Here is a 23,696-nt window from a genome sequence, read left to right as displayed (position 1 = left end):
TCACTTCTCCTCCTCGGTGCCGTCCTCGACGGCCTCGGTGTCCTTCTTCTCGTCCTTGACGATGACTTCGGTCGCCACGCCCGGGATCTCGTCGAGCGGTCCGGGCAGGATATCGTTGATCAGCGTCTGGGGGTCCTTGAAGCTTTGCAGCGTCGCGATCAGGCCGCGGAAGGGCCCGTTGATCGTGACGTTCATGTTGACCGGGATGTTGCTCACCGACTTGACGATCTTCGCCGCGGTGGTCTCGCCCAGCCTCACGCCGTCAATGTCCATCCGTGTCGCGAATTCGCCGTCGAGGTCGCCGTCGAGGCGCACGATCATCGCCTCGTACCGCAACGAGCGGATGATGCTCATCGCCAGCTTGGCACCCAGCGACAGTTCCGCGGTCCCGGCCTTGTATTCGATGATCCCGCCGCCGGGCCGCGCATCGAGGCGGCCGCCGGTCACGCGTCCCCCCGCATCGTCGAAGATCAGCGGGAAGGCACCGTCGAAGATCCCCGAGATGAAGACCGTCTCGTCGAATTCGAGCCGTCTGACGAACAGTTCGGCATCGAACGCCTCGACACGGAACGTCAGGCGCTTGTCGCTATCCTTCGAGAAGTCGAGCACGGTTTCCTCGAGGAACAGCGTGCCGCCCATGAAGGGCCACTCGCCATGCTCGATCTTGACCAGCTGACCGCCGAGCAGCTGGTAGGTGACGAAGCCTTCCTCGACCGGGATACCGGGGTTGAGAATATCGACCCGCATCATTTGGTTCGCCGGGGTCTGGAGGTTGAGCAGGTCGGAGAAGTGGATCGTCGTATCGAGCCCGGTGACCGGGCCGAACGGCGCGGCGAGATCGGTATCGATGATGTCGAAGGTGCCCGTCGAAACCACCTCGTCGCCCTCGCCCCACGCGATCCGTCCGTCGCCGCGCACGCGCCCGATGACGAGCGCGATGACGCCTTGCGTGATCGGGGTGAGTTCCTCGGGCTGGAGGCGCTCGTCGAACACGAGGTCGTCGACCCCGAGCAACGCTTCGCCGCGGCCGGTATCGAGATCGTGCGTCACCGCCACGTCGAGGACTTTGATCCCGCTATAGGGGTGGAGCAGGCTGCCCTTGGCCTCGATCAACCCGTCGATCATCGTGAAGGTCACCGCCTCGCTGATCAGCGGGTAGAAACGCGCCGGATCGTTGCGATCCGAGACGGTCAGTTCGCCGTCGATGAACACGTCGCCATCCGAAATGCGCCAGTTCCCGTCCATCTCGCTGACAAGGAGCGGGACGTTGCCGACCACCGCGCTTGCGCCCGAGAAGGTGCCCGACTGCCCGCCCTTGAGATTGCCGCGCACTTCTTCGGCGGTCAGCACCACCGGAGCGTCCGGGCTTCCCATGCGGGTTTCGACGCCGGCTAGCCGGAAGCCCTCTTTGCGGTCGAGCCGCCCGCTCTTCGCGGTCAGGCCGAACGGGTTGCCGCCGAGCGTACCGCGAAGGGTGATCGGGCCGCTCGCGAAGCCCATGCTGATGCGCTGGCCGGGACCTCCCGCGACCATCGAGCCGTCTTCGGGACATAGCCGGATGCGGTTGTCGACGAGGTTGAAGCTGCCGGTCGTCAGTCGCCCGATGCGCGCATCGACGCAGCGCGTCCCGATGCGGAAGACACCGCCGCGCATGATGACGCCTTCGATCGGCACGCGCAGGTCCTGCACCGCGCCGCCGGGGATCGGACCCGTCACGCGCGCCATCGTGGAGAAGCGCACCGTGCCGACGCCGTCCTCGAGAAAGCGGATGTCGCTCAGTTGCACCAGCGACGGACCGGCGCGGTAGGGCGCAACTTCGGCCCGGCCCTGCAACGGCGCGCTGCCCGGCGGATCGCTCAAGGTGGCACGCACGCTCGGCAGGTCGCCGCCCTCGAGCGTGATCCCCGTGTCGAAGCGCATCTCGCCGCCATCCATCGGCATGGCGATGCCCGCGCCGCCCGAAATGTCGAGCCGCGCCCCTGCGTCGGCGACCATCTCGGCGCGGCGTACCGTGAAGAGCCCCGGGCCGTCCTTGCTTTGTTCGACGAGAAGGTCAGCAGTCGCACCGAACGCGCGGGCATTGGCAGCAAGCGCGCGCGCGAGCTTGCGGCCGACCGGTTCGAGCGGGGTCTTCCACAGGCCCTCGGCCGCCTCCACGAGCGCGTTGCGCGCGTCATCGTCGAGCGAGGCGTCGGCCATGCGCGCCTGCGCCTCGACGCGGTAGGTGCCGCCGAGCGCATCGAGCCGATAGTCGCCGGTCAGGCGCAGGTCGTTCGCATCGAGCATCGCGATCGCGGCATCGCTCCCGCGAACGTCGAACTTGCCCACGAGGCGGTCGAACTGGCCCTTCACTGTCAGCCGCGCGTCAATCGTTTCCATCCCGTTCTCGCCGCCCAGCGCGATGCGGCCCGCCGTCAGCCGGGCATCGCCCTTGGCGCTGTCGATGGTTTCGCCGAACTCCATGTCGAGCGCGAGCGTCGGCGACGCCACGCGCACGTCGCCGCAGCCCAGTGCTGCCGCCTTGAGCGGACCGTCGAGCGAGGGCCTTCCCGCCTTTACCGCCAGGGCGAAGCGGCCCTTGGGCGCGTTGAGGCGGCATTCGCCAAACGCGAGGCCCGGAGACGACAGCGCCGCCATGCCCTTGAACCCGCCAGCGAGGTTGCCGCGCCCTGCGATCGCGGCGCCGACCGGTCCGTACGGCGTTGTCAGGCTGATGCGGGCATCGTCGAGAATGACCGCAAGGTCGGGAAGGCGGAACGCTTCGCCGCTCGGTTCGGGGAGCAACTTGTCGAGCTGTCCGAAGCTGACCGTGCCATCCTCGGCGACGCGACCCCGCAAATGCGCGCCGCGCGCCGAAACGCGATAGACGCTGACCTTGCCGGTCAGGGTCACCCGCGTCTTGATCTCCGCGAAGTCGAGCGTGAGGTCGGGATCGTCGGGATCGCCGAGCACGAGGTTGGACAGGCGCTGCGTCCTCAAACCGACGCGATCGAGCGAATAGGTCGCCTGGACGCCCTTGGATTCGAGATATTTCTCGACCGCATCCTCGGCGAGCGGGCGGCGCATCAGCCACAGGGCGAACACCGCCAATCCGACCAGCAACAGGAAGCCGATGATCGCGCGGCGCGTGTAGCGCCAGCCGCGTCGCCGGTGCCAGACCGGGCGCGCCGGAACAGATTCTTGGGAAAACTCGCGATCCATCGGCACGTCAACATCCGCAAGGGGAGACCGTTCCGTGCCCGAACCGAGCTTGATCGGCAAGCCGGTGCGCCCTAGCGTCCAACCGCATGGCAGATGTCGACCCCGAGGAGCTCAAGGGCCACCGCGCGCGGCTGCGCGAGCGGATCGTCAATGGCGATAATGCGCTGCTCGATCACGAGCTGGTCGAATATCTCCTAGGCCTCACCATCCCGCGGACCGACACCAAGCCGATCGCCAAGCGGTTGATCGCGCAATTCGGAGGGATTGGCAGGCTGCTCGGCGCCGACGCTGAATTGCTTCGCAAGGAAGGGTTGAGCGACGCTCAGATCGGCGCGGTGCAGATCGCCCGCCTCGCCGCTCGCCGCCTGCTCGAGGCAAGGGTCGCCGAAGCCGAAGTGATTTCCTCCAGCCAGGCGCTCCACGATTACCTTCGCGTCGCGATGGCGCACCGTGAAAGCGAAGAAGTGCGCGTCCTCTTCCTCGACGCGAAAAATCGACTGATCGCAAACGAGGCGATGTGGGAGGGCACGGTCGACGAAAGCGCCGCCCATGTCCGCGAGGTGATGAAGCGCGCGCTGGAGCTGGGCGCGGCGGCGATCATTCTCGTCCACAACCACCCCTCGGGCGACTCAACCCCCTCTCGCGCAGACATCCTGTTGACGCAGGACATGATCGCGGCGGCAAGACCGCTCAAGATCGAGGTGCACGACCATCTTATCGTCGGCGCGGGCGAGCCTGCCAGCCTGCGCGCGCTCGGCCATCTGTGATTGAAGCTTGGAGCCGCGCTTGCTAGGCGCTCGCCAACGTTGATCCGCCCGTTGAAGGAACGTCATGGTCCCCCGCTACGCCCGCCCCGAAATGTCCGCCATCTGGACGGCCGAGAACCGCTACCGCATCTGGTGGGCGATCGAGATTTTCGCGGCCGAGGCGATGGGCGAGATCGGGATGATCCCCGCCGAGGACGCGAAGAAGCTTCGCAAGGCGTACGACGACGACGTGCTGGGCGAGATCGACGTCCCCGCGATCGACGCGATCGAGGCGGTGACCAAGCATGATGTGATCGCCTTCCTGACCTGGGCGGGCGAGAAGGTCGGCCCCGAGCGCCGCTGGATTCACCAGGGCATGACCAGCTCGGACGTGCTCGACACGAGCCTCGCGGTGCAGCTCAAACAGGCCGCCGACATCCTCGTCGCCGATCTCGAAAAGCTGCTCGAAGCGCTCAAGCGCCGCGCGATGGAGCACAAGCTCACCCCGACCATCGGGCGCAGCCACGGCATCCACGCCGAACCCGTCACCTTCGGGTTGAAGATGGCGCAGGCCTATGCCGAGTTCGACCGCAACCTCGACCGCCTCAAGTCAGCGCGCGACGAGATCGCCACCTGCGCCATCTCGGGCGCGGTCGGCACCTTCGCCAATATCGATCCGCGCGTCGAGGAGCATGTCGCGAAAGAGCTGGGCCTGACTCCCGAGCCGACCTCGACGCAGGTCATCCCGCGCGACCGCCACGCCATGTTCTTCTCGGTGCTTGGCGTCATCGCCAGTTCGATCGAGCGGCTCGCGGTCGAGATCCGCCACCTCCAGCGCACCGAAGTGCTCGAGGCCGAGGAATATTTCTCGCCCGGCCAGAAGGGTTCGTCGGCCATGCCGCACAAGCGCAACCCGATCCTGACCGAGAATTTGACCGGCCTCGCGCGCATGGTGCGCAGCGCGGTCGTGCCGGCGATGGAGAATGTCGCCTTGTGGCATGAGCGCGATATCTCGCACTCGTCGGTCGAACGGTTCATCGGCCCCGATGCGACCATCACGCTCGACTTCGCGCTGGGCCGCCTCACCGGCGTCATCGACAAGTTGCTCGTCTATCCCGACCGCATGATGCGCAACATGGACCGCATGGGCGGCCTCATTCATTCGCAGCGCGTGCTGCTGGCGCTGACCCAGGCGGGGCTCAGCCGCGAAGAGAGCTATGCCATCGTCCAGCGCAACGCGATGAAGGTGTGGGAATCGGACGGGGAGCAGCAGCTGCTCGACCTCCTCAAGGCCGATCCCGAAGTGACCGCGAAGATCAGTCCAGAGAAGCTCGAGGAGAGTTTCGACCTCGATTATCACCTGAAGCGGATCGACACGATCTTCGAGCGGGTGTTCGGCGGTTGAACGCCCGCGCGTCTTTGAAGGCGGCAACGCAGCCCCTGCACGACCGTCTCGACGCGCATTTTTCTGGCTACGACCTTGGCGACGAGGCGCAATATCGCGCCTTTCTCCTCGCCCATGCCGCCGCCTTCCTGCCGATCGAGCAGGCGCTCGACGAGGCGGGCGCCAGTCGCCTGTGGCCCGAATGGACCGCGATGCGCCGAAGCGAGGCGCTGGTCGCCGATCTCGCCGAATTAGGTGCCGACGTGCCCCCCGCGATGGCGGTCCCGACCTTCGCGTCCGACGCCGAGATTGCCGGCGCGACTTATGTCCTCGAAGGCTCGCGATTGGGCGGGAAATTGCTCGACCGGACGGTCGGTACGCATCTCCCGCGACGCTTCCTCTCGCACCGCTCGCCGCTCGCCTGGCGAGACTTCGTTGCACAGCTTGAACGTTTTATGCCATCCAGCGTTGAACGAACTCGGGCCGCAACGGCGGCCGCGTCGGTATTCGGCTGTTTTCTGGATGCCGCGGACTAGCGTAGCGAAGGCGGGGATGAGCGAACAGGATCCGGAATTCGAGGTCGACCTCACCAACTGCGACCGTGAGCCGATCCACCTCCTCGGCGCGATCCAGCCGATCGGATTCCTCATGGCGCTGTCATCCGACTGGATGGTGATGCGCGCTTCAACCAACGTCAGCCAATATCTCCCCACGACCGCGGAAGACATGATCGGCCACCCGGCCAGCGACTTCATCACGGGCGAGGCAATCCATGCGCTGCGCAACCGGCTCGCGCTGCTGCGCGGCGACAATGCGGTCGAACGCCTGTTCGACGTCGAACTGACCGAGCAGGGCGCGCGCTTCGATGCAGCCATCCACATGAACGAAGGCGTCATCATCGTCGAAGCCGAGCCGACCAAGGAAAAGAGCTACGGCGATGCGACCGGCACCGTGCGCGGCATGGTCAGCCGGCTCGACCAGGCCGACGACATGGAAGGTTTCTTCCGCGAAGGCGCACGCCAGGTCCGCGCACTGACCGGCTTCGACCGCGTGATGATCTACCGCTTCGACAAGGACGGATCGGGCGAGGTCGTTGCCGAGGCCGCCAAGTCGGGCATCGGCAGCTTCCTCGGCCTCCATTACCCCGCCAGCGACATCCCGAAGCAAGCGCGCGAACTCTACAAGCGAAGCCTGCTACGCATGATCACCGACATCGAGGCAGAGCCCGTCCCGATCGTGCCGGCCAAGAACGCGCATGGAGAGCCTCTCGACCTGTCGCTCGCCGTGCTGCGCTCGGTCTCGCCGATCCACGTCGAATATCTCAGGAACATGGGGGTGAAGGCTTCCATGTCGATCTCGCTCATCGTCGACGGCGAATTTTGGGGGCTTGTCGCGTGCCACCATTATGCCGGTCCCCGCTGCCCCAGCTTCGAGCGCCGTTCGGTGTGCGAATTGTTCGCGCAGATGTTCGCAATGCGCATCGAATCGCGCGAACGTCAGCGGATGATGGATTACGAGCGGCGCGCTCGCGACATCTCCGACCACTTGCTCGGCTCGGTCGCCTCCGACGAGAGCCTGCTCAACGATCCGCAGTGGCTGTCCGACATCCTCACCCGCGCGATCCCCGCCGACGGGGTGGGCGTGTGGATCAACGGAAACCACGCTTTCTCCGGACAGACGCCCGATGCCGGCCAGTTCGCGCGCATCGTTCGTGCGCTCAACGGGATCGCGGCGGGCAAGGTCTATACGACCGACCATATCGGCGACCTCTTGCCCGAAGCGCACGAATTTGCGAGCCAGGCGGCCGGCATGCTCGCCATCCCGATCAGCCGAACGCCGCGCGACTATGTCGTTCTCTTCCGCCAGGAACGGATCCGTTCGGTGCGCTGGGCGGGCGACCCGCAGAAACCGGTCAGCTACGGACCCAACGGCGCGCGGCTCACGCCGCGAGAAAGCTTCGCCGAGTGGAAGGAGCTGGTCGAAGGCAAGGCCGTCGCGTTTACCGAGTCCGAGCGCCGCGTCGCCGAGACGCTGCGCGCGACGCTGATCGAGGTCGTCCTGCGGCTTTCGGACGAGGCCAATATCGAGCGCCAGGCCGCCAACGACCGCCAGGAATTGCTGATCGCGGAACTCAACCACCGCGTGCGCAACATCCTCTCGCTGATCCGCGGCCTCATCCGCCAGTCCAAGCCGCCCGAAGGCACCAGCGTCGAGGATTTCGTCGCGATGATCGACGGGCGAGTCCACGCGCTCGCGCGCGCCCACAACCAGATTACCGACGACCATTGGGGCCCGGCCCCCCTGAAGGGCCTGATCGATGCCGAGGTGGCCGCCTTCCTCGTCCACCAGAAGGACCGGCTGATGACCAGCGGGTCGCCCGTCATGCTCAAGCCGCAGGCCTATTCGACGATGGCGCTGGTCGTCCACGAACTCGTCACCAACAGCGCCAAGTATGGCAGCCTGTCGGACAGTGGCAACGTCGAGGTCGACTGGCGGCGCAACAATGAAGGCGACCTCATCGTCTCGTGGACCGAAAAGGAAGGTCCGCCCGTTTCCCCGCCCACGCGGCAGGGTTTCGGCACCACCATCATCGAACATAGCGTGCCCTACGATCTGGGCGGTTCGGCCGACCTCGATTATGCCCGGGAAGGGTTCCGCGCGACGTTTCGCATTCCCGCACGTCACCTGAGTGAAGACGGCGACGCCAAGATGGTACCGATGGCCACGCATGACCGGGACGAAGCGGTCGTCGAAACACGCAAGCCGGTGGTCGGCGACCTGTTCGACGGCCAGCATATCCTCCTGGTCGAGGACAGCCTGATCATCGCGCTCGACGCCGAGGACATCCTGACGCGCCTGGGCGCGGCAAGCGTGACGGTCGAGGGGACGGTCGCGGGGTCGCTTGCCGAAATCGAACGCAAGAAGCCCGACTTCGCGCTGCTCGACATCAACCTTGGCGACCAGAACAGCTATGCGGTCGCCGACCGGCTCGATGATCTCGGCATCCCGTTCGTGTTCGCGACCGGCTACGGCGAGCAGGCACACTTGCCCGAGCGCCACGCCAAACGCCTCGTTCTTCAGAAACCTTATACGATCGCGACGGTATCGCGGCGCGTGTCGGAGTGGCTCACTCCGCCATCGTGAGGCTGCGGTGCACGGCGGCGACGAACTGGTCGCCGCTCATGAACCCGTCTTCCCAATCATAACCGTCGGTGAGCTTCTCGGCCTGGATCGCCTCGAGATCCCGGCCGGCATCGATGCCCGCCTGCACACCGTCGCGGATCGCGGTCAGCATTTCGCCATAGGCCGCCAGCCCCGCGCGGTCGGTGACGGGGCCGTGACCCGGGATTACGACCGTGTCCGCATCGGTCATCGCCAGCGTCGCCTCGACCGCCGCGATCATGCCGTTGATCGAGCCGCCGCTGTCGATGTCGACGAACGGCCAGGTCACCTTGTTGAAGAAGGTATCGCCCATGTGGACGACCTTGTTGCGGGTGAAATGGACGATCGCGTCGCCATCGGTGTGCGCGTTCTCGACATGGACCATGACGATCTCGTCGTCGTTCCAGTGGAGCGTCACCCCGTGGAGGAAGGTGATGACAGGGAGGCCCTTGGCGCCCTCCGCGCTGCCCTCGCCCTTGGCTTCCGCCTCAGCGAGCTTCTCCTCCAGCCGCGTGCGGACATTGTCGTGCGCCATGATGAGCGCGCCGCGCGCGCCCATGTTCTCGTTGCCGCCCGTGTGGTCGTAATGGTGGTGCGTGTTGACGAGGAAGCGTACCGGCCCCTCGCCCAGCGTCGCCACTGCGGCGAGGATCTTGTCGGTCAGCGGCGCGAACTGGTCGTCGACCATGACATTGCCGTCGCCGCCCGTGTGAACTGCGATGTTCCCGCCCTGGCCGTAGAGCACCGCGACCTGCGGCGAGACCTTCTCGACCTTGATCTCGACCTCGCTCATGTCGTCCTGCGCGAGCGCGGGACAAGGCATGGCAGTGGCGGCGGCAAGGGCGGCAAGCATCGTGAACGGGCGCATCGGGTCGGCTCCTCCGGTTGGTTCGGAGGCGTACCGATACACGCTCGAACGCGCTTTGCCTAACCCTCGAACATTTCCTTGATGCGCGTGAAGAAGCCCTTGGCTGCCGGGCACTCGTCGCCCGTCTCGGTCTCGCGGAACTGTTGGAGCAGGTCCTTCTGCTCCTTCGACAGCTTGGTCGGGGTCTCGACGAGGATGCGCGCGACCATGTCGCCGCGACCGCGTCCGCGAAGCACGCTCATGCCCGCGCCGCGACGACGGATCGTCTCGCCCGACTGGGTGCCAGCCGGGATCTTGACCTCGATCTTCTCGCCATCGACGCCCGGCACCTCGATCTCGCCGCCCAGCGCGGCGGTGGTGAAGCTGACAGGACAATCGGCGACCAGCGTCGTGCCCTCGCGCGCGAAGATCGGGTGGCGTTTCATGTGGACAAACAGATAGAGGTCGCCTGCCGGCGCGCCGCGCACGCCCGCTTCGCCCTCGCCCGCCACGCGGATGCGCGTGCCCTCATCGACGCCCGCCGGGATGTCGACGGTCACGCGGCGCTTCTTGAGACCGCGGCCCTCGCCGTCGCACTTGGGACAGGGATCGGCGATCGTCTGCCCAGAACCAAGGCATTGCGGACAGCCGCGCTCGACCATGAAGAAGCCCTGCTGCGCGCGCACGCGTCCCGCGCCGCCGCAGGTGGTGCAGGTCTGGGGCTTGGACGTCCCGCGCGACCCGTTGCCTTCGCACGGCTCGCACGGCGACAGTGTCTCGATCTCGACCTTCTTCTCGGTGCCCGCGAAGGCTTCCTCGAGCGTCAGCTCCAGGTCGTAGCGAAGGTCCGAACCGCGCCCGGCATTCTGCGGCCCGCCGCGACCGCCGCCACGACGCTGCGCCTCGTCCATGAAATCGCCGAAGATGGTCGAGAAGATATCGGAGAAGTCGGCGCTGCCGCCCCCGAACGGCCCCTGCCCGCCACCGCCGTTCTGGAAGGCGGCGTGGCCGAAGCGGTCGTAGGCCGCCCGCTTTTGCGGGTCCTTGAGGCAGTCATAGGCCTCCGACACGGCCTTGAACTTGGCTTCGTTTTCCTTGCACCCCCCATTGCGGTCGGGGTGATATTCCTTGGCCAGCCGGCGATAGGCCGACTTGATGGCGGTGCCGTCGGCGTCGCGCGCGACACCGAGCAGTTCGTAATAATCGGTCTGGACGCTCATGACCTAACACTTCCCCGCGCATGGCAAGGGCGGCGCAAAGCCGATCGCTTCACGCCGCCCGCCATGTGCCCTTAGGCCTTTTCGTCTTCGTCGACTTCCGAGAATTCGGCGTCGACGACATCCTCGTCGTCCGCCTTGGCCTCGCCGTCGGCGCCGGCATTCTCGCCCGCTTCCGCGCCGCCCTGGGCCTGCTGCTTCTCGTAGATCGCCTGGCCGAGCTTCATGCCGGCGTGCGCCAGCGCTTCGGTCTTGGCCTTCATCGCTTCCGGATCACCGCCTTCGACGGCGTCCTTGGCTCCCTTGAGCGCGGTCTCGATCTCGGTCTTGACCGCATCGTCGACCAGCTCGCCATGCTCGGACAGCTGCTTTTCGGTCGCGTGGATCAGGCTTTCGGCCTGGTTCTTGGCTTCGGCGCCTTCCTTGCGCTTCTTGTCCTCTTCCGCGAACTGCTCGGCTTCCTTGACCATCTTCTCGATGTCGTCGTCGGTAAGACCGCCCGAGGCCTGGATGCGGATCTGCTGTTCCTTGCCGGTGCCCTTGTCCTTGGCGCTGACGTTGACGATGCCGTTGGCGTCGATGTCGAACGTCACCTCGATCTGCGGCACGCCGCGCGGCGCGGCCGGGATGCCGACGAGGTCGAACTGGCCGAGCATCTTGTTGTCGGCCGCCATCTCGCGTTCGCCCTGGAAGACGCGGATCGTCACCGCGTTCTGGTTGTCCTCGGCGGTCGAGAAGGTCTGCGACTTCTTGGTCGGGATCGTGGTGTTGCGGTCGATCATGCGGGTGAACACACCGCCCAGCGTCTCGATGCCGAGGCTCAGCGGGGTCACGTCGAGCAGCAGCACGTCCTTGACGTCGCCCTGGAGCACGCCCGCCTGGATCGCCGCGCCCATCGCGACGACTTCATCCGGGTTGACGCCCGTGTGCGGCTTCTTGCCGAAATACTTCTCGACCGTCTCGCGGACCATCGGCATGCGCGTCATGCCGCCGACGAGGACGACCTCGTCGATCTCCTCGACCTTCATGCCGGCGTCCTTGAGCGCCTTCTTGGTCGGCTCGAGGGTGCGCTGGACGAGATCGCCCACCAGCTTCTCGAGGTCGGCGCGCGTGATCGTCTCCACGAGGTGGAGCGGAGTCGACGACCCGCCTTCCATGCGTGCGGTGATGAACGGCTGGTTGACCTCGGTGGTCTGCGCCGAGGAGAGTTCGATCTTCGCCTTCTCGGCCGCTTCCTTGAGGCGCTGGAGCGCGAGGCGGTCCTTGCGAAGGTCGATATTCTCCTTCTGATTGAACTTGTCGGCCAGATATTCGACGATCGCCGCGTCGAAGTCCTCGCCGCCCAGGAACGTATCGCCATTGGTCGACTTCACTTCGAACACGCCGTCACCGATCTCGAGGATCGAGATGTCGAACGTGCCGCCACCAAGGTCGTAGACCGCGATCGTCTTGCCGTCTTCCTTCTCGAGCCCGTAGGCGAGCGCAGCCGCGGTCGGCTCGTTGATGATGCGCAGGACTTCGAGACCCGCGATCTTGCCCGCGTCCTTGGTCGCCTGGCGCTGAGCATCGTTGAAGTAGGCCGGGACGGTGATAACCGCCTGCGTGACGGTCTCGCCGAGATAGGCTTCCGCGGTTTCCTTCATCTTCTGGAGGATGAAGGCCGAAATCTGCGACGGGCTGTAGTCCTCGCCGCCCGCCTTGACCCACGCGTCGCCGTTGGCGCCCTTGACGATCTCGTAAGGCACCAGTTCGGTGTCCTTCTTGGTGATCGGATCGTCGAACCGGCGACCGATCAGGCGCTTGACCGCGAACACGGTGTTGTCGGGATTGGTGACCGCCTGGCGCTTGGCCGGCTGGCCGACGAGGCGCTCCCCGTCCTTGGTGAAGGCCACGATCGACGGGGTCGTGCGCGCGCCTTCGGAATTTTCGATGACCTTGGGCTTGCCGCCTTCCATCACGGCGACAGCGCTGTTGGTGGTGCCAAGGTCGATGCCGATGACTTTGGTCATAGGTGATTTCCCTCTCTAATGCCCCCGGGGTCACGCGGGTGCGCCCCCGGAATGAATTCGCTTCTCGGGGGGCGATATAGGTGCGCGAAGATGGCCATCAAGGGTTGCGGGGCACACAAAAAAGCCCCGACGCGGGCGCCGGGGCTTCGTTGATGCCGTAAGGGCAGCGCGCGATCAGGGCATCGCCATGCCGCCATTGACGTGCAGCGTCTGGCCGGTGACGTAGCCCGCCTCGTCGCTGGCGAGATAGGCGACCGCGGCCCCGATATCTTCGCCCGAACCCATCGCACCCATCGGGATTTTCGAAAGGATGCCGTCCTTCTGCTTGTCGTCGAGCGCATCGGTCATGGCCGACGTCATGAAGCCCGGCGCGACGCAATTGACGGTGATGCCGCGGCTGGCGACTTCCTGCGCCAGCGCCTTCGACATGCCGACCATGCCGGCCTTGGAGGCGACATAGTTCATCTGTCCCGGGTTGCCGGTCTCGCCGACCACCGAGCTGATGTTGATGATCCGCCCGCCCCGCGCACGCATCATCGGCTTGCACGCCGCGCGCATCAGGCGGAACGCCGCCTCGAGGTTGACAGTAATGACGTCGTTCCACTCGTCATCCTTCATCCGCATGGCGAGATTGTCGCGCGTGATGCCGGCATTGTTGACGAGGATGTCGAGCTTGCCGCCCAGCGCCTCGACCGCCTGCGGGACGAGCGCGTCGACGCTATCGCCGTCCGAAAGGTTGCAGACCAGCGTCACATGGTCGCCGCCCAATTCGCTAGCGAAAGCTTCGAGCTTTTCCTTGTTCGAGCCCGACAGAGCCAGCCGCGCCCCCTGCGCCGCAAGCGCCTTGGCAATCGCGGAACCCAGTCCGCCCGAAGCGCCCGTGATCAGCGCGGTCTTTCCGGTCAAATCAAACATTAGAGTTCCTTCGCGAAAGCTTCGATGTCCTCGATCGAGACGAGACTGGTGACGGCCGCATCGGGCGCGATCTTCTTGACCATGCCGGCAAGCACCTTGCCGCCGATCTCGACGAATTGCGTCACGCCCGCGTCGGCCATCGCCGAGACGCTCTCGCGCCAGCGAACGCGGCCCGTCACCTGCTGCACAAGCTGACTGCGGATGAGGTCGACGTCGCTCGTCGGCGCGGCGCTCACGTTGGCGTAGAGCGCAACCGACGGCGCGGCCATTGCGGCCCCCGCCAGCGCCCCCGCCATCCGGTCCGCGGCGGGCTGCATCAGCGAACAGTGGAACGGCGCCGACACCGGCAGGCCGATCGCGCGCTTGGCGCCCATGTCCTTGGCCCGTTCGATCACTCGCACGATCGCGTCGGCATGACCCGACAGCACCACCTGCCCGGGATCGTTGTCGTTGGCGACCTCGCACACCTGGTCCTCGGCACACGACTGCGCGATCTTTTCGGCCTGTTCGATGTCGACGCCGAGCAACGCGGCCATCGCGCCGACGCCGACCGGCACGGCGGCCTGCATCGCGTCGCCGCGGATGCGCAGCAGCTTGGCGGTGTCGGCCAGCCCGAACGTCCCCGCTGCGGCCAGCGCCGAATATTCGCCGAGCGAGTGCCCGGCGACGAAATCGGCCTTGTCCGACACTTCGATGCCCATCGCGGCCAGCACGGCGAGCGAGTGCGCCATGATCGCCGGCTGGGCGTTGGCGGTCATCGTCAGTTCGTTCTCGGGCCCTTCGGTCATCAGCTTGTAGAGGTGCTGGCCGAGCGCCTCGTCGACTTCGGCGAAGACGTCCTTGGCAGCGCCACTGGCGCCCGCCAATTCGAGCCCCATGCCGACCTTCTGGCTACCCTGCCCCGGAAAAATGAATGCGCGCATCTGCGCTCCCCTGTTGTTGTCGAGGCGCGGTTAGCGCGGCGCGCGCACTTTGGCTAGGCGGGAGGGTGTGCCAGCCGCGCCTGCGGCAGCTCGGCCCGGAGACGCCGCGCGAAACTGCGCAGGCACACCTCGCTGGTGCCTAGCGGCCCCGGCTCGTAGGCCCCGCTCTCCATCCCCGCCTGCACGCGCTCGATCAGCACCGTGTCCTCGGCGTTGACCTGCCGGTTGATGCGCCAGTTGAGATGGCGCGCGGCGCGCATCTCGCGGCGCTCGTCGGGCAGTGCGTAGCTGATTTCGCGGATCACCGTCTCGGTCGCGCTGACGGGCAGGAACTGCATGAAGTCGACCTGGTCGGGATAGATGTCGAAGGCGACGTTGGGGAATAGCTTGAAATAGAGCCATTTGCGCTGGTGGCTTTCGGGCAAGTGCGGCACGTGCGGGAGCAGCTGCTGGTAGGCGCGCTCGGACAGGTTGGCCGACGGCGCGTCGCGCAGGTCCCCCTCCATCTTGTCGACATGCGCACCCGCCTCGACGCGGTAGCTCTTGCCGAACAGGCGCGTGAGGCCGGGATGGCCGACCGGGATGTGCAGCCCGTCGGAATAATTGTCCGCGATCGTCTTCCAGTTGAGCCGCCGCGGGCGCAGCGTGACGCGGCCGATCGCCTCCAGCTCGGCGAAGCGGTAGGGCGCGATCTCGTCTTCGTGGGGTGCCATCATCTCAGCCACCGACGGCGCGCCGGGCTCCAGCGTGACGAAATGGAAGCCGTGCCACTCCTCGTGCGCGACCGGCTTCAGGCCCAGTCCCTCGACATCCAGCCCGGGATATTCCTCGCGGTGCGGCACGCCCCTCAAGGCACCGTCGCGCCCGTAGCTCCAACCGTGATAGGGGCAGGTCAGCACGCGATCGCAGCCGCCATTTTCGTCGACCAGCCGGCTTCCGCGATGGCGGCAGATGTTGTGGAAGGCGCGCACCTTATCGTCGTCGCCGCGCACCACGATCACGCTCTCGCCCAGATAGTCGAGCTTGCGCCATTCGCCGGGCGCGCGGATTTCGCTGTCGTGGCATACGACCTGCGGCGCCTTGCGCAGGAAGGCCGCCTTCTCCGCCTCGAAGAACGGCTCGTCGTGATAGACCCATCCCGGCAGGCTCAGATCGTCGAGCGGATCGACATCGTTGGCGAAGCGATGGTCAAGCATGGGCACCCTCCAGGCATTCGGTGACGAGCCGCGGTCGTGCCCGCATCAGCCGACCCCTCGTATAGCGCTGCAGCATCATCGGGTAGAGGTTGCCGACGAGGTTGCCCAGGCCGATCGCGGTCGCCCAGCCGTACCAACCGCCGATCGCCGCGCAGGCACTGGTGCCGAGCCCGAACCAGAACAGCACGTGGTGCGCGCGTTCCGACCGCATCCCGCGCTCGACCGCCGCCGCGAGCGCCCCGTCGCCGCGATGGACGACATAGCCCGGGTGGCGTGTCCTGACGTGTCGATTGATCATGTCCCCATCGCTCATCACCGCCCGAAATTCGCGGATGCCGAGCCGGCGGTAGAGGGCGCGGGTCTCGAAGGAACGCGGTCGGTAGTAGGACCCAGGAAGCTTTGCGGCGAGGAGCGCGCTGGCCAGGCTCGCCGCGAACAGCACGGCGACGGGCGCATCGATCGGCGTCGCATCGAACGACAGGAGCGGCCCGAACGCGCGCAGCCAGAACATCGGGAGCATGGCGAGCCACGCGCCGAACAGAGCGAAGGTGAGGTTGTTGTAGCGCATCGCCAGCTTCCTCGCCTCGTCGGCCTCGTGCGTCATCGCGCTCGATTCTCCCTCGTCATCCCCGTCCCAAGGGCTTGCCATCGCGCGGGAAATCCGGCAAGGGGCGCCCCGCAGGACCGGACGGAAGCGATTCCGCCCGAATAATCCTGTTTGAATAGGCGTCGTCCCGGCTTGCCGGGTTCACGCCAAGAATACCGACGATAGCCGGAGGGGCGCTTGCATGGTGCAGCGTCAGCGATCGGCCAAAAAGAGAGAAAAGACTATGGCTCTTTACGAGCACGTCTTCCTCGCGCGTCAGGACCTTGCGCAAGCGCAGGTCGACACGCTGACCGAGGAAGCCGGTAAGATCATCGCCGACAATGGCGGCAAGGTGGTCGAGACCGAAAATTGGGGCCTCAAATCGATGGCCTACAAGATCCAGAAGAACCGCAAGGCGCACTACGTGATGCTGCGTCTCGACACGCCGCCGGCGGCCGTCGAGGAGCTGGAACGCCAGACCCGCATCAACGAAGACATCGTCCGCTACATGACCATCCGCGTCGACGCCCACGAAGAAGGCCCGTCCGCGATGATGCGCAAGGACCGCGAACGCCGCGGCAAGAAGGAGCGCAACTAATGGCTCGCCCGTTTTTCCGCCGTCGCAAGTCGTGCCCCTTCTCGGGCAACGAAGCGCCGAAGATCGATTACAAGGACGTGCGCCTCCTGCAGGGCTTCATCTCGGAGCGCGGCAAAATCGTGCCGTCGCGCATCACCGCCGTGTCGGCCAAGAAGCAGCGTGAACTCGCCAAGGCGATCAAGCGCGCGCGCCACATCGGGCTCCTGCCCTACGTCGTGAAGTAAGGAGACAGACAATGGATGTGATCCTGCTTGAACGCGTCGAGAAGCTGGGCGGTATCGGCGATGTCGTGACCGTCAAGAACGGCTACGCCCGCAACTACCTGCTTCCGAACAAGAAGGCGCTGCGCGCCAATGCCGCCAACAAGGCGGTGTTCGAAGCCAATCGCGAGCGCATCGAGAAAGAGAATGCCGAGAAGCGCGGCGACGCCGAGAAGATCGGCGAGAAGATGGAAGGCACCACGCTGGTCCTCATCCGTCAGGCCTCGAACACCGGCCAGCTGTACGGGTCGGTCTCGACCCGCGACATGGTCGCCGGCATGGACGAGAACGGCTTCAAGATCGAGAAGGCCCAGGTCCAGCTGGTTCGCCCGATCAAGACCATCGGCATGCACGACGTGACCATCGTCCTGCACCCCGAAGTCCAGATCACGGTCAAGGCCAACGTCGCCCGCTCGCCCGAAGAGGCCGAGCTGCAGGCGGAAGGCGTCGACATCCTCGCGCGCATGTACGAGGAAGAACAGGCCGCGATCGCGCAGGCCGCCGGTCCCGTGACCGACGAGCAGCTCGAACCGGGCCAGATCGTGGGCGAGGATGGCGAGATCGAAGAGGCCGAAGCGCCTGCGACCGCTGCCCCGGCTGCCAAGACCGAGGCGGAAACCGCCGAAGTCGAAGCCGAAGACGTCGCTAGCGACGAGGCGGACACCGACAGCGAGGAAGAGAAGGCCTAAGCCTCCTCTCCTTCGACAAGACAAAGAGGCCGTCGGAGCGATCCGGCGGCCTTTTTGCATGGTTGGAACGTCGAGGCGCCCTGCCCCGTTCGGAAAGGGAAAGGAGCAGACATGTCGAACGACAAGAAGACGCCGACCAATGCCGAAACGCCCAACGAGGAAGCCCCCGCGCTCCTCAACGAGGACAAGATTGACGCGCTCGACACCGAGACGTTCGATGCGGTGAAATACCAGGAGCAGGGCCAGGGCGGCCCCGACAAGGGGCTCAAGGCCGACCTTGAGGATTAGGCGCTAGCGGATGCGGTAGAAGTCCGCGACGCGATCGAGCGCCATCACCAGCACCAGCTTGCCTGAACGCGCCGGCCAGCCGAGCGCGCCTTCGGCCTCGCGCATGCCGTCGCCCGCGCACACCACCCGCCACAAGATGTCGGACAGGCCCTTGCCGGCTTCCTCGAGCGCCCCGTCGAAGCGGCGCTTGGCCTCGACCTGCCCCATCGGTGCCTCCGAGGCGCTTGCAGACCCGCCGCGCCCCTTGGCCACCGGCGCCGCGTCCCACGCCATCGTCACGCGCGGCGCCAGCTGCGCGCGTTCGTAATCGAGCCGCAGCCGCTCGCCCGCATCGTACTGCCGCTGCGTCACGTGCCCGCGCGCCAGCAGCCAGCCGAGCGGGCTTTCCAGCCGGTTGACCGTCACGCTGCGCGCGCGACCATGCCGCTTGCCGCCGACCGTCTCGCCTTCGAGCGCGCGCTCCTCGAGCATCCTCTTGGCCATCCACATCTCCCCTGTCCATTTCCGAGTCGAAACACTCTTGCCATGTCGGCGATAATGTAGGACAGGAAGAAAACCGATTTGGTTCAAAGGGGACGATGATGATCTCTCGGATCAGGGATGTGCGCAAGGCCAGGGGCATGACGCTCGACCAGGTGGCGAAGGCCTGCAAGCCGCCCACCACGCCGCAGACGATCGGGCGGCTCGAGACCGGGATGCGGACCGTCTCGGTCGACTGGCTCAACCGCATCGCCGACGCGCTCGGGGTCGAGGCGAACGAGCTGGTCGATCACCCGCAGCGCAACGATGTCGGCGTCGCCGCGATCCTCGGCCCCCACGGCGTCCACGCGCCCAAGAAGACTGCGATCGTCCTTCCCCCCACCCCTGCCGCCGACCTCGTCGCGGTGACCGTCTCGGCGGGCATCGGCGACTATCGCGCCGGCGACGAGATCTGGTGCCGCCGCCTCGACGACGGCGATTATGGCAAGGCCCTGAACCGCGACGTCCTCGTCCCGCGCCCGGCGGGCCGCTTCCTGTTCGGCCGCATGATCGACCGCCAGGACGACAAGTTCCTGCTCCTCCCCGTCACCGCAGGCGGACGCCAGCAGGTCGTCACCGACCCGCCCTGGATCGCAGTCGCCGAAACGCTGGTTCGCGCGCTTTGAAGAGAAATGGTGGGCGGTGACGGGCTCGAACCGCCGACCCTCTCGGTGTAAACGAGATGCTCTACCAACTGAGCTAACCGCCCTTGCTGGCGCTCCCTTAGCGCGGCAATGCGCCCACGTCGACAGGATGATCGGCGATCCGCCAGCGCCCCTGCGAAAAGCGTAGCGACACCGCCTCGCCCGGCCCTGTCCTCGCCCCGATCAGCGGCACGATCGGGCGGCTGAGGCTGCGCCGCGGCGGTTCGGTGAACAGGATGGTCGAACCGTTGCGCGCCACCCCGCGGCAATAGTCGCGAAACGCATCGCCCGGCCGCACCTTGCTGGCCGCGTCCTGGCTGACCAGGTAGGTGATCTTGCGCCGCTCGACACGCGCCGCCTGCAGCACCGGGAAGAAATGATGGCTGCGCCCGCCATGATGCGATACCTGGACGATGGCGAGCGGGTCGAGTTTCCTGAGGAGCGCGCCATGATAGGTGCGTGTGCCCTGCCGCACCGGCCAGTCGCTGCACCCGCTGTCGCCGGTCAGCAGCATCCCCTCCCCGAACGCCTCGAGCCGGAAGATGAGGCTCAGCTGGTTGGATGGCGTGATGCCCTCGAGTGGCAGCGAGGTCATGTAGGCCAGGAGCTGCGCCGTCGCGCGCGGTAGCTTGGCACCATGTTTCGCCGCCAGCCAATTCGACGGACCGAGCAGGTCGATGAGGATAGCGTCGCCCTTCGCACGGACCGAGAAACGCCGCTCGGCGCGCGACCAGCCATAGCGCTTGGGTTTCCCCTTGGTGATCATCGGAAAGCGCATCGCCACGCCCTTGGCGACCAGCGCGCGCACCAGCTTGTGAAGGTGGATAGCCGTGATCGCTCCCGACGCGATCCGGCTCTTCAGGATATCGAGTTCGAGCAGCGCCTTGGCCGCTTCGGCCCGCGAGGGCGCAAAGCCATATTCGCCTTTCCACGCCTCGCCCATCATGTCCTGGAGCCGCGTCACGATACGCAGCGGGAGAGGGCGCCGGTCGATCGGCTCGTCCTCGTCGCGGTGACCGTCGGCAGCCGGGTCTTCGTAGCCGAGGAAGTCCTCCTCGCCCAACGCGCGATCGGCGAAAGGCGCCGTGCGTCCGGCTTCCCGCTCGATTGAGAAACGTTCAGCCAGCTGCCCTGCCGCCCCTTCGACCTGCGCGATCTTGTCGGCCTGGTCGCGCAAGTGACGCTGCAACGCGCTGCCGTCCTCGTCGCGGGCAAACAATTTGCCCAACAATTCGTCCGTACGCGCATCGCGCACGGGCGGGAGCCAGGCCTCGCCAATGTCGAAGGAGGGATGCGCCACGACCGGCACCAGTCCCTTGAGGTGGTCCGCGTCGTAATGCGTCCCCACGAGGAGATCGATCAACTGGCCGCGCGGCCAGCGCTGCGCCAGCCGGTCCCTCACCATGGTCACGGCAACGCCATGCCCGACCCCGCCATCGGCGAGGATGCGGATCGGCTGGTCGTCGCCGGGGTCGAGTTCGACCAGCATCGCCGACCCCAGTCCGACCGGGAACATGTCGATCGCAATCGTACCCATCATGCTACGCCGCGACCAAGGACCCCGCTTCGGCAAAATAGCGGCGCATCGCCAGGCTCGCCTCGGGCGCCAGCTCGACGAAGACGCGGCGCCCGTCATGAGGATCAGCGCGGCGCACGAACAGCCCGTTATCGGCCATCGTCTTCATCCACCGCAGCGCGGTCGTCGGTGGCACCGCTGCGGCCGTGCATAGCGCCGAGACGGGAACGCGATGCTGCGCGATCTCGGCGGCGAGCAGGTCGAGCAGCATGTCCCAGGCCGGATCGGCGAACAGCTCGGCATCGAAGTGCTTCTCGCGCAGCCGGCGCAGCTTGATCGCCCGGCGCACCGTCTCCGCGTCGACCTCGGGCACGCCTTCCTCGCTCGGACGCGGCGTCGCGCCGCGCGCCTTGAAGTCGCTTTGGCCCGCGGTCATGCGCGCCAGTGCGTCGGCGATGCGCGCCACCTCGTCGCTCAATTCGCGCAGGCGCTTCTCGTCGCTCATCGCGCCGCCGTCGCCAACCCCGCTATCGATGCGCCGTTGTAGCGCCACCGCACCCGCCAGCCTGTCGCTCGCCTCCGGGTCGATCAGCAACTCGGTGCGCTCGGATAGGACGTAGACCGCCGGGTCGATCAGCTCGGGATGGATCGAGGCGACCGCGAGAGCCCGCGCATCGGCTAGCGCTTCGTCGATCGCGCACAGCCGCTCGTAGGGGTCGCGCATTCCCTCGCCCAGCTCGAACCAGTAGGCCGCGCCGTCCATACTCGCCGGGTCGAAATCGTCGAGCAGGGTCACCCGCCCCACGCCGATACAGGCCAGGCGCAGCCCCTCGCGCGCGCGTCCGATCGCCGCCTCGTCGCTCGCGACGATGCTCACCGCGCCCTCGAGACGCGCCTCCTGCGAAGTCTTGAAATGCTCGTTCACCGCATCCCCCCAAAAAGCCGCGACTGGCGGCCGGGTGAACCGAGCAGGCTTCAGCTCATAACCGCGCGCTTACGCGTTACGCAAGCGCAACGGTCGAAATGCACCGTTTCGGCGGTGTCGGCAAAGCGGCGCAAAGCATCGCGGATGCATGGATGCGGGCATGACGGACAGGACCCCTTTGTGGAAATCGCCCCCCGCCGTGCCGCGTGCGCGCAGGCTCGCCGCGATCGAAAAGCGTATCGGGGAGGCCGAGGCGCTGCTCGACCATGCCGGCCCACACGCCAGCGCGGCGAACCTCGAGGACTTGCGAAAAAGGCTCATAGCGGCGCGCCGCGAACTGGCGATGCTGCAAGCGATTCCCGCGCCCGAGGAAATCGCCGACGCGCGCGCCTTGCTCGCCCGCTGGCGCGGCAATGACGAGGCGGCGCTCGAAAGCCCGCCCCGCCCGGCGCACGTCACACTCCCTGGGGGATGTCCCCGCCGCCGCTGAAATCGCGCATGAAGGGGCCGATCACCGGCGCCTGCCAGCCCGCAGTCGCGACGAAGCCCGGGTTGAGATAGGCCTTCTTGTCATAAGCGAGCGGCTTGCCGTCGGGCCCGTCGACGCGTCCCCCGGCAGCCAGCAACACCGCATGGCCTGCCGCCGTATCCCATTCGCAGGTCGGCGAGAGGCGCGGATAGATGTCCGCGCGACCTTCGGCGACGATGCAGAACTTGAGGCTCGATCCGACCGACACGCGCTCGGGGGAACGCCCGCCGAACGCCTGGTCGAGATAGTCGATCGTGTCCTGGCTGAGGTGCGACTTTGACGCGACCGCGACGCGCTCCTCGCCCAGCTCGCGCGTGGCGATCGGTCGGCGCGGGCCGCCGCCTTCGAGCCAGGCTCCCTCGCCGACGAGGCCGAGATGCAGTCGCTGCGTAGCGGGCGAGAAGACGATGCCCATCACCGGCACGCCGCCTGCGATCAGCCCGATATTGACCGTGTAGTCTTCGCCGCCGCGGATGAACTCCTTGGTCCCGTCTAGCGGATCGACGAGGAAGAAGGTGTCGTCGTGCGCAGGGATCTTCCCCGCCGCGACCTGCTCCTCGGCGATCACCGGTACGCCCGGCGCATGGCGCGCGAGCGCGGCCAGCAGCACCGCTTCGGCGGCATGATCGGCTTCGGTGACGGGCGACTGGTCGCCCTTCCGCTCGACGTCGAAGCCGCGACGGACGATCTCGAGGATCGCCTCGCCGGCTTCGCGCGCGGCCTCGCCGAGCGCGTCGAGTGTCGCAAGATCACTCATCGCCTTAGCGCGGCGCCATGCGGATGCCGCCGTCGAGACGGATGCTCTCGGCGTTGAGATAGGGCGTCTCGCAGATGAAGGCGGCGAGGTCGGCATATTCCTCCGCCTTGCCGAGCCGCTTCGGGAACGGGACCTGCGCGCCCAGCGCGTCCTGCACCTTTTCGGGCATCATCGCGACCATCGGCGTCTTGAACACGCCGGGAAGGATCGTGTTGACGCGCACGCCGTCATTCATGAGATCGCGCGCGATCGGCAGCGCCATGGCGAGCACGCCGCCCTTGGACGCCGAATAGGCCGCCTGCCCGATCTGCCCGTCCTCGGCCGCGACCGACGCCGTGTTGATGATGCAGCCACGCTCGCCGTCCGCGAGCTCGTCGAGCCCGACCATGCCCTGCGCCGCGTGGGCGATGCAGCGGAACGAGCCGATCAGGTTGATGTTGATGGCCAGCTCGAACTGGATCATCGGGTAGAGCAGCCGCTCGCCCGTTTCCTTGTTCATGCCGACCGTCTTGGCGGCATTGGCGACGCCCGCGCAGTTGACGAGGATGCGCTCCTGCCCGTTGGCCGCGCGCGCCTTCTCGAAGCCCGCCTTGACGCTGTCGTCGCTGGTCACGTCGACTTCGCAGAAGGTGCCGCCGATTTCGCCCGCGACCTGTTCGCCGCGCTCCGCATTGCGGTCGAAGATCGCGACCTTGGCGCCCATCGAGGCGAGTTTGCGCGCGGTGGCTTCGCCCAGACCCGACGCGCCGCCGGTGACGACTGCTGCAACTCCGTTGACGTCCATT

General features: G+C 66.6%; 23 protein-coding genes and 1 tRNA gene. 10 read left to right on the top strand and 14 right to left on the bottom strand.

Annotation, left to right across the window (positions count from 1 at the left end; genetic code table 11):
- Positions 1-3,201: an intermembrane phospholipid transport protein YdbH family protein gene (locus tag NNY25_RS05320; RefSeq protein WP_265570312.1), complete on the bottom strand. Its 3,201-nt coding sequence runs from the start codon at positions 3,199-3,201 to the stop codon at positions 1-3.
- An 86-nt stretch (positions 3,202-3,287) separates the two neighbouring features.
- Between NNY25_RS05320 and radC the strand changes: the two genes are divergently transcribed.
- The 4 genes from radC (at position 3,288) to NNY25_RS05300 (ending at position 8,475) form a co-directional block, all read left to right on the top strand.
- Complete coding sequence (radC, locus tag NNY25_RS05315; RefSeq protein WP_265570311.1) at positions 3,288-3,968, top strand: RadC family protein; 681 nt, start codon at positions 3,288-3,290, stop codon at positions 3,966-3,968.
- 64 nt (positions 3,969-4,032) lie between these two features.
- Complete coding sequence (gene purB / locus NNY25_RS05310) at positions 4,033-5,352, top strand: adenylosuccinate lyase (protein WP_265570310.1); 1,320 nt, start codon at positions 4,033-4,035, stop codon at positions 5,350-5,352.
- Between the two features lie 14 nt (positions 5,353-5,366).
- Complete coding sequence (locus NNY25_RS05305) at positions 5,367-5,867, top strand: biliverdin-producing heme oxygenase (RefSeq protein ID WP_265570308.1); 501 nt, start codon at positions 5,367-5,369, stop codon at positions 5,865-5,867.
- A 16-nt stretch (positions 5,868-5,883) separates the two neighbouring features.
- Positions 5,884-8,475 carry an HWE histidine kinase domain-containing protein gene (locus NNY25_RS05300; RefSeq protein WP_265570307.1) on the top strand — a complete coding sequence of 864 codons (2,592 nt, stop codon included), beginning with the start codon at positions 5,884-5,886 and terminating at the stop codon, positions 8,473-8,475.
- On the opposite strand, the gene NNY25_RS05295 is transcribed toward NNY25_RS05300, so the two are convergent.
- The 7 genes from NNY25_RS05295 to NNY25_RS05265 form a co-directional block, all read right to left on the bottom strand.
- Positions 8,459-9,361: an MBL fold metallo-hydrolase gene (locus NNY25_RS05295; protein WP_265570306.1), complete on the bottom strand. Its 903-nt coding sequence runs from the start codon at positions 9,359-9,361 to the stop codon at positions 8,459-8,461. The genes NNY25_RS05300 and NNY25_RS05295 overlap by 17 nt on opposite strands.
- A 59-nt stretch (positions 9,362-9,420) precedes the next feature.
- Positions 9,421-10,560, bottom strand: coding sequence for a molecular chaperone DnaJ (dnaJ, locus tag NNY25_RS05290; RefSeq protein ID WP_265570305.1), 1,140 nt, complete (start codon positions 10,558-10,560; stop codon positions 9,421-9,423).
- Positions 10,561-10,631: 71 nt separating this feature from the next.
- Entirely contained in the window at positions 10,632-12,566 is a 1,935-nt protein-coding gene (gene dnaK / locus NNY25_RS05285) for a molecular chaperone DnaK (protein ID WP_265570304.1), read from the bottom strand.
- A gap of 174 nt (positions 12,567-12,740) precedes the next feature.
- Positions 12,741-13,481, bottom strand: a complete 741-nt coding sequence (fabG, locus tag NNY25_RS05280) for a 3-oxoacyl-[acyl-carrier-protein] reductase (protein ID WP_265570303.1) — start codon at positions 13,479-13,481, stop codon at positions 12,741-12,743.
- Positions 13,481-14,404 carry an ACP S-malonyltransferase gene (fabD, locus tag NNY25_RS05275; RefSeq protein WP_265570302.1) on the bottom strand — a complete coding sequence of 308 codons (924 nt, stop codon included), beginning with the start codon at positions 14,402-14,404 and terminating at the stop codon, positions 13,481-13,483. The genes fabG and fabD overlap by 1 nt, the downstream gene beginning before the upstream one ends.
- Before the next feature lie 53 nt (positions 14,405-14,457).
- On the bottom strand, positions 14,458-15,600 hold the full coding sequence (locus NNY25_RS05270) for an aromatic ring-hydroxylating oxygenase subunit alpha (RefSeq protein ID WP_265570301.1): 1,143 nt from the start codon (positions 15,598-15,600) through the stop codon (positions 14,458-14,460).
- The gene (locus NNY25_RS05265) at positions 15,593-16,249 is read right to left on the bottom strand and encodes a glycosyl-4,4'-diaponeurosporenoate acyltransferase CrtO family protein (protein ID WP_265570300.1); all 657 of its coding nucleotides are present in this window, start codon (positions 16,247-16,249) and stop codon (positions 15,593-15,595) included. The genes NNY25_RS05270 and NNY25_RS05265 overlap by 8 nt, the downstream gene beginning before the upstream one ends.
- A gap of 181 nt (positions 16,250-16,430) precedes the next feature.
- On the opposite strand from NNY25_RS05265, the gene rpsF reads away from it, so the two are divergent.
- The 4 genes from rpsF (at position 16,431) to NNY25_RS05245 (ending at position 18,021) form a co-directional block, all read left to right on the top strand.
- Positions 16,431-16,784: a 30S ribosomal protein S6 gene (rpsF, locus tag NNY25_RS05260; protein ID WP_265570299.1), complete on the top strand. Its 354-nt coding sequence runs from the start codon at positions 16,431-16,433 to the stop codon at positions 16,782-16,784.
- Positions 16,784-17,008: a 30S ribosomal protein S18 gene (gene rpsR / locus NNY25_RS05255; protein ID WP_265570298.1), complete on the top strand. Its 225-nt coding sequence runs from the start codon at positions 16,784-16,786 to the stop codon at positions 17,006-17,008. The genes rpsF and rpsR overlap by 1 nt, the downstream gene beginning before the upstream one ends.
- Positions 17,009-17,019: 11 nt before the next feature.
- Positions 17,020-17,733 carry a 50S ribosomal protein L9 gene (gene rplI / locus NNY25_RS05250; protein ID WP_265570297.1) on the top strand — a complete coding sequence of 238 codons (714 nt, stop codon included), beginning with the start codon at positions 17,020-17,022 and terminating at the stop codon, positions 17,731-17,733.
- Between the two features lie 111 nt (positions 17,734-17,844).
- The gene (locus tag NNY25_RS05245; RefSeq protein WP_265570296.1) at positions 17,845-18,021 is read left to right on the top strand and encodes a hypothetical protein; all 177 of its coding nucleotides are present in this window, start codon (positions 17,845-17,847) and stop codon (positions 18,019-18,021) included.
- Positions 18,022-18,024: 3 nt separating this feature from the next.
- Here NNY25_RS05245 and NNY25_RS05240 read toward each other — a convergent pair whose 3' ends face one another.
- The gene (locus tag NNY25_RS05240) at positions 18,025-18,504 is read right to left on the bottom strand and encodes a DUF6456 domain-containing protein (RefSeq protein WP_420854313.1); all 480 of its coding nucleotides are present in this window, start codon (positions 18,502-18,504) and stop codon (positions 18,025-18,027) included.
- A gap of 98 nt (positions 18,505-18,602) precedes the next feature.
- Here NNY25_RS05240 and NNY25_RS05235 point away from each other — a divergent pair, with 98 nt between their 5' ends.
- Positions 18,603-19,166, top strand: a complete 564-nt coding sequence (locus NNY25_RS05235) for a helix-turn-helix domain-containing protein (RefSeq protein ID WP_265570295.1) — start codon at positions 18,603-18,605, stop codon at positions 19,164-19,166.
- A 7-nt stretch (positions 19,167-19,173) separates the two neighbouring features.
- Here NNY25_RS05235 and NNY25_RS05230 read toward each other — a convergent pair.
- From NNY25_RS05230 to NNY25_RS05220, 3 genes are all read right to left on the bottom strand, one after another.
- Positions 19,174-19,249 (bottom strand) — tRNA-Val (locus NNY25_RS05230).
- A 14-nt stretch (positions 19,250-19,263) separates the two neighbouring features.
- Positions 19,264-20,724, bottom strand: coding sequence for a ComEC/Rec2 family competence protein (locus NNY25_RS05225; RefSeq protein ID WP_265570294.1), 1,461 nt, complete (start codon positions 20,722-20,724; stop codon positions 19,264-19,266).
- 1 nt (position 20,725) lies between these two features.
- Entirely contained in the window at positions 20,726-21,625 is a 900-nt protein-coding gene (locus NNY25_RS05220) for a MarR family winged helix-turn-helix transcriptional regulator (protein ID WP_265570293.1), read from the bottom strand.
- Positions 21,626-21,785: 160 nt separating this feature from the next.
- Here NNY25_RS05220 and NNY25_RS05215 point away from each other — a divergent pair, with 160 nt between their 5' ends.
- A complete protein-coding gene (locus tag NNY25_RS05215; RefSeq protein ID WP_265570292.1) occupies positions 21,786-22,115 on the top strand; it encodes a hypothetical protein in 330 nt (109 codons plus the stop codon).
- Here NNY25_RS05215 and cysQ read toward each other — a convergent pair.
- The gene (gene cysQ, locus NNY25_RS05210; protein WP_265570291.1) at positions 22,081-22,911 is read right to left on the bottom strand and encodes a 3'(2'),5'-bisphosphate nucleotidase CysQ; all 831 of its coding nucleotides are present in this window, start codon (positions 22,909-22,911) and stop codon (positions 22,081-22,083) included. The genes NNY25_RS05215 and cysQ overlap by 35 nt on opposite strands.
- 4 nt (positions 22,912-22,915) lie before the next feature.
- Positions 22,916-23,695 (bottom strand): SDR family oxidoreductase, encoded by a 780-nt coding sequence (locus NNY25_RS05205; protein WP_265570290.1) that lies wholly within the window; start codon positions 23,693-23,695, stop codon positions 22,916-22,918.
- Between the last annotated feature and the right edge of the window lies 1 nt (position 23,696).

Source organism: Sphingomicrobium nitratireducens (genome assembly GCF_026157035.1).
Classification (GTDB): Bacteria; Pseudomonadota; Alphaproteobacteria; order Sphingomonadales; family Sphingomonadaceae; genus Sphingomicrobium; species Sphingomicrobium nitratireducens.
The sequence above is the reverse complement of the archived record's forward strand: the minus strand, read 5'-3'. Positions and strand labels throughout refer to the sequence as shown.

Coding starts and splice junctions, on each gene's coding strand:
- dnaK (WP_265570304.1), bottom strand. CDS start 12,566: ATGACCAAAGTCATCGGCATCGACCTTGGCACCACCAACAGCGCTGTC.
- dnaJ (WP_265570305.1), bottom strand. CDS start 10,560: ATGAGCGTCCAGACCGATTATTACGAACTGCTCGGTGTCGCGCGCGAC.
- NNY25_RS05265 (WP_265570300.1), bottom strand. CDS start 16,249: ATGGCAAGCCCTTGGGACGGGGATGACGAGGGAGAATCGAGCGCGATG.
- NNY25_RS05245 (WP_265570296.1), top strand. CDS start 17,845: ATGTCGAACGACAAGAAGACGCCGACCAATGCCGAAACGCCCAACGAG.
- rpsR (WP_265570298.1), top strand. CDS start 16,784: ATGGCTCGCCCGTTTTTCCGCCGTCGCAAGTCGTGCCCCTTCTCGGGC.
- NNY25_RS05295 (WP_265570306.1), bottom strand. CDS start 9,361: ATGCGCCCGTTCACGATGCTTGCCGCCCTTGCCGCCGCCACTGCCATG.
- purB (WP_265570310.1), top strand. CDS start 4,033: ATGGTCCCCCGCTACGCCCGCCCCGAAATGTCCGCCATCTGGACGGCC.
- cysQ (WP_265570291.1), bottom strand. CDS start 22,911: ATGAGTGATCTTGCGACACTCGACGCGCTCGGCGAGGCCGCGCGCGAA.
- NNY25_RS05235 (WP_265570295.1), top strand. CDS start 18,603: ATGATCTCTCGGATCAGGGATGTGCGCAAGGCCAGGGGCATGACGCTC.
- fabD (WP_265570302.1), bottom strand. CDS start 14,404: ATGCGCGCATTCATTTTTCCGGGGCAGGGTAGCCAGAAGGTCGGCATG.
- rplI (WP_265570297.1), top strand. CDS start 17,020: ATGGATGTGATCCTGCTTGAACGCGTCGAGAAGCTGGGCGGTATCGGC.
- rpsF (WP_265570299.1), top strand. CDS start 16,431: ATGGCTCTTTACGAGCACGTCTTCCTCGCGCGTCAGGACCTTGCGCAA.
- NNY25_RS05300 (WP_265570307.1), top strand. CDS start 5,884: ATGAGCGAACAGGATCCGGAATTCGAGGTCGACCTCACCAACTGCGAC.
- NNY25_RS05320 (WP_265570312.1), bottom strand. CDS start 3,201: ATGGATCGCGAGTTTTCCCAAGAATCTGTTCCGGCGCGCCCGGTCTGG.
- radC (WP_265570311.1), top strand. CDS start 3,288: ATGGCAGATGTCGACCCCGAGGAGCTCAAGGGCCACCGCGCGCGGCTG.
- NNY25_RS05215 (WP_265570292.1), top strand. CDS start 21,786: ATGACGGACAGGACCCCTTTGTGGAAATCGCCCCCCGCCGTGCCGCGT.
- fabG (WP_265570303.1), bottom strand. CDS start 13,481: ATGTTTGATTTGACCGGAAAGACCGCGCTGATCACGGGCGCTTCGGGC.
- NNY25_RS05225 (WP_265570294.1), bottom strand. CDS start 20,724: ATGATGGGTACGATTGCGATCGACATGTTCCCGGTCGGACTGGGGTCG.
- NNY25_RS05270 (WP_265570301.1), bottom strand. CDS start 15,600: ATGCTTGACCATCGCTTCGCCAACGATGTCGATCCGCTCGACGATCTG.
- NNY25_RS05240 (WP_420854313.1), bottom strand. CDS start 18,504: ATGGCCAAGAGGATGCTCGAGGAGCGCGCGCTCGAAGGCGAGACGGTC.
- NNY25_RS05205 (WP_265570290.1), bottom strand. CDS start 23,695: ATGGACGTCAACGGAGTTGCAGCAGTCGTCACCGGCGGCGCGTCGGGT.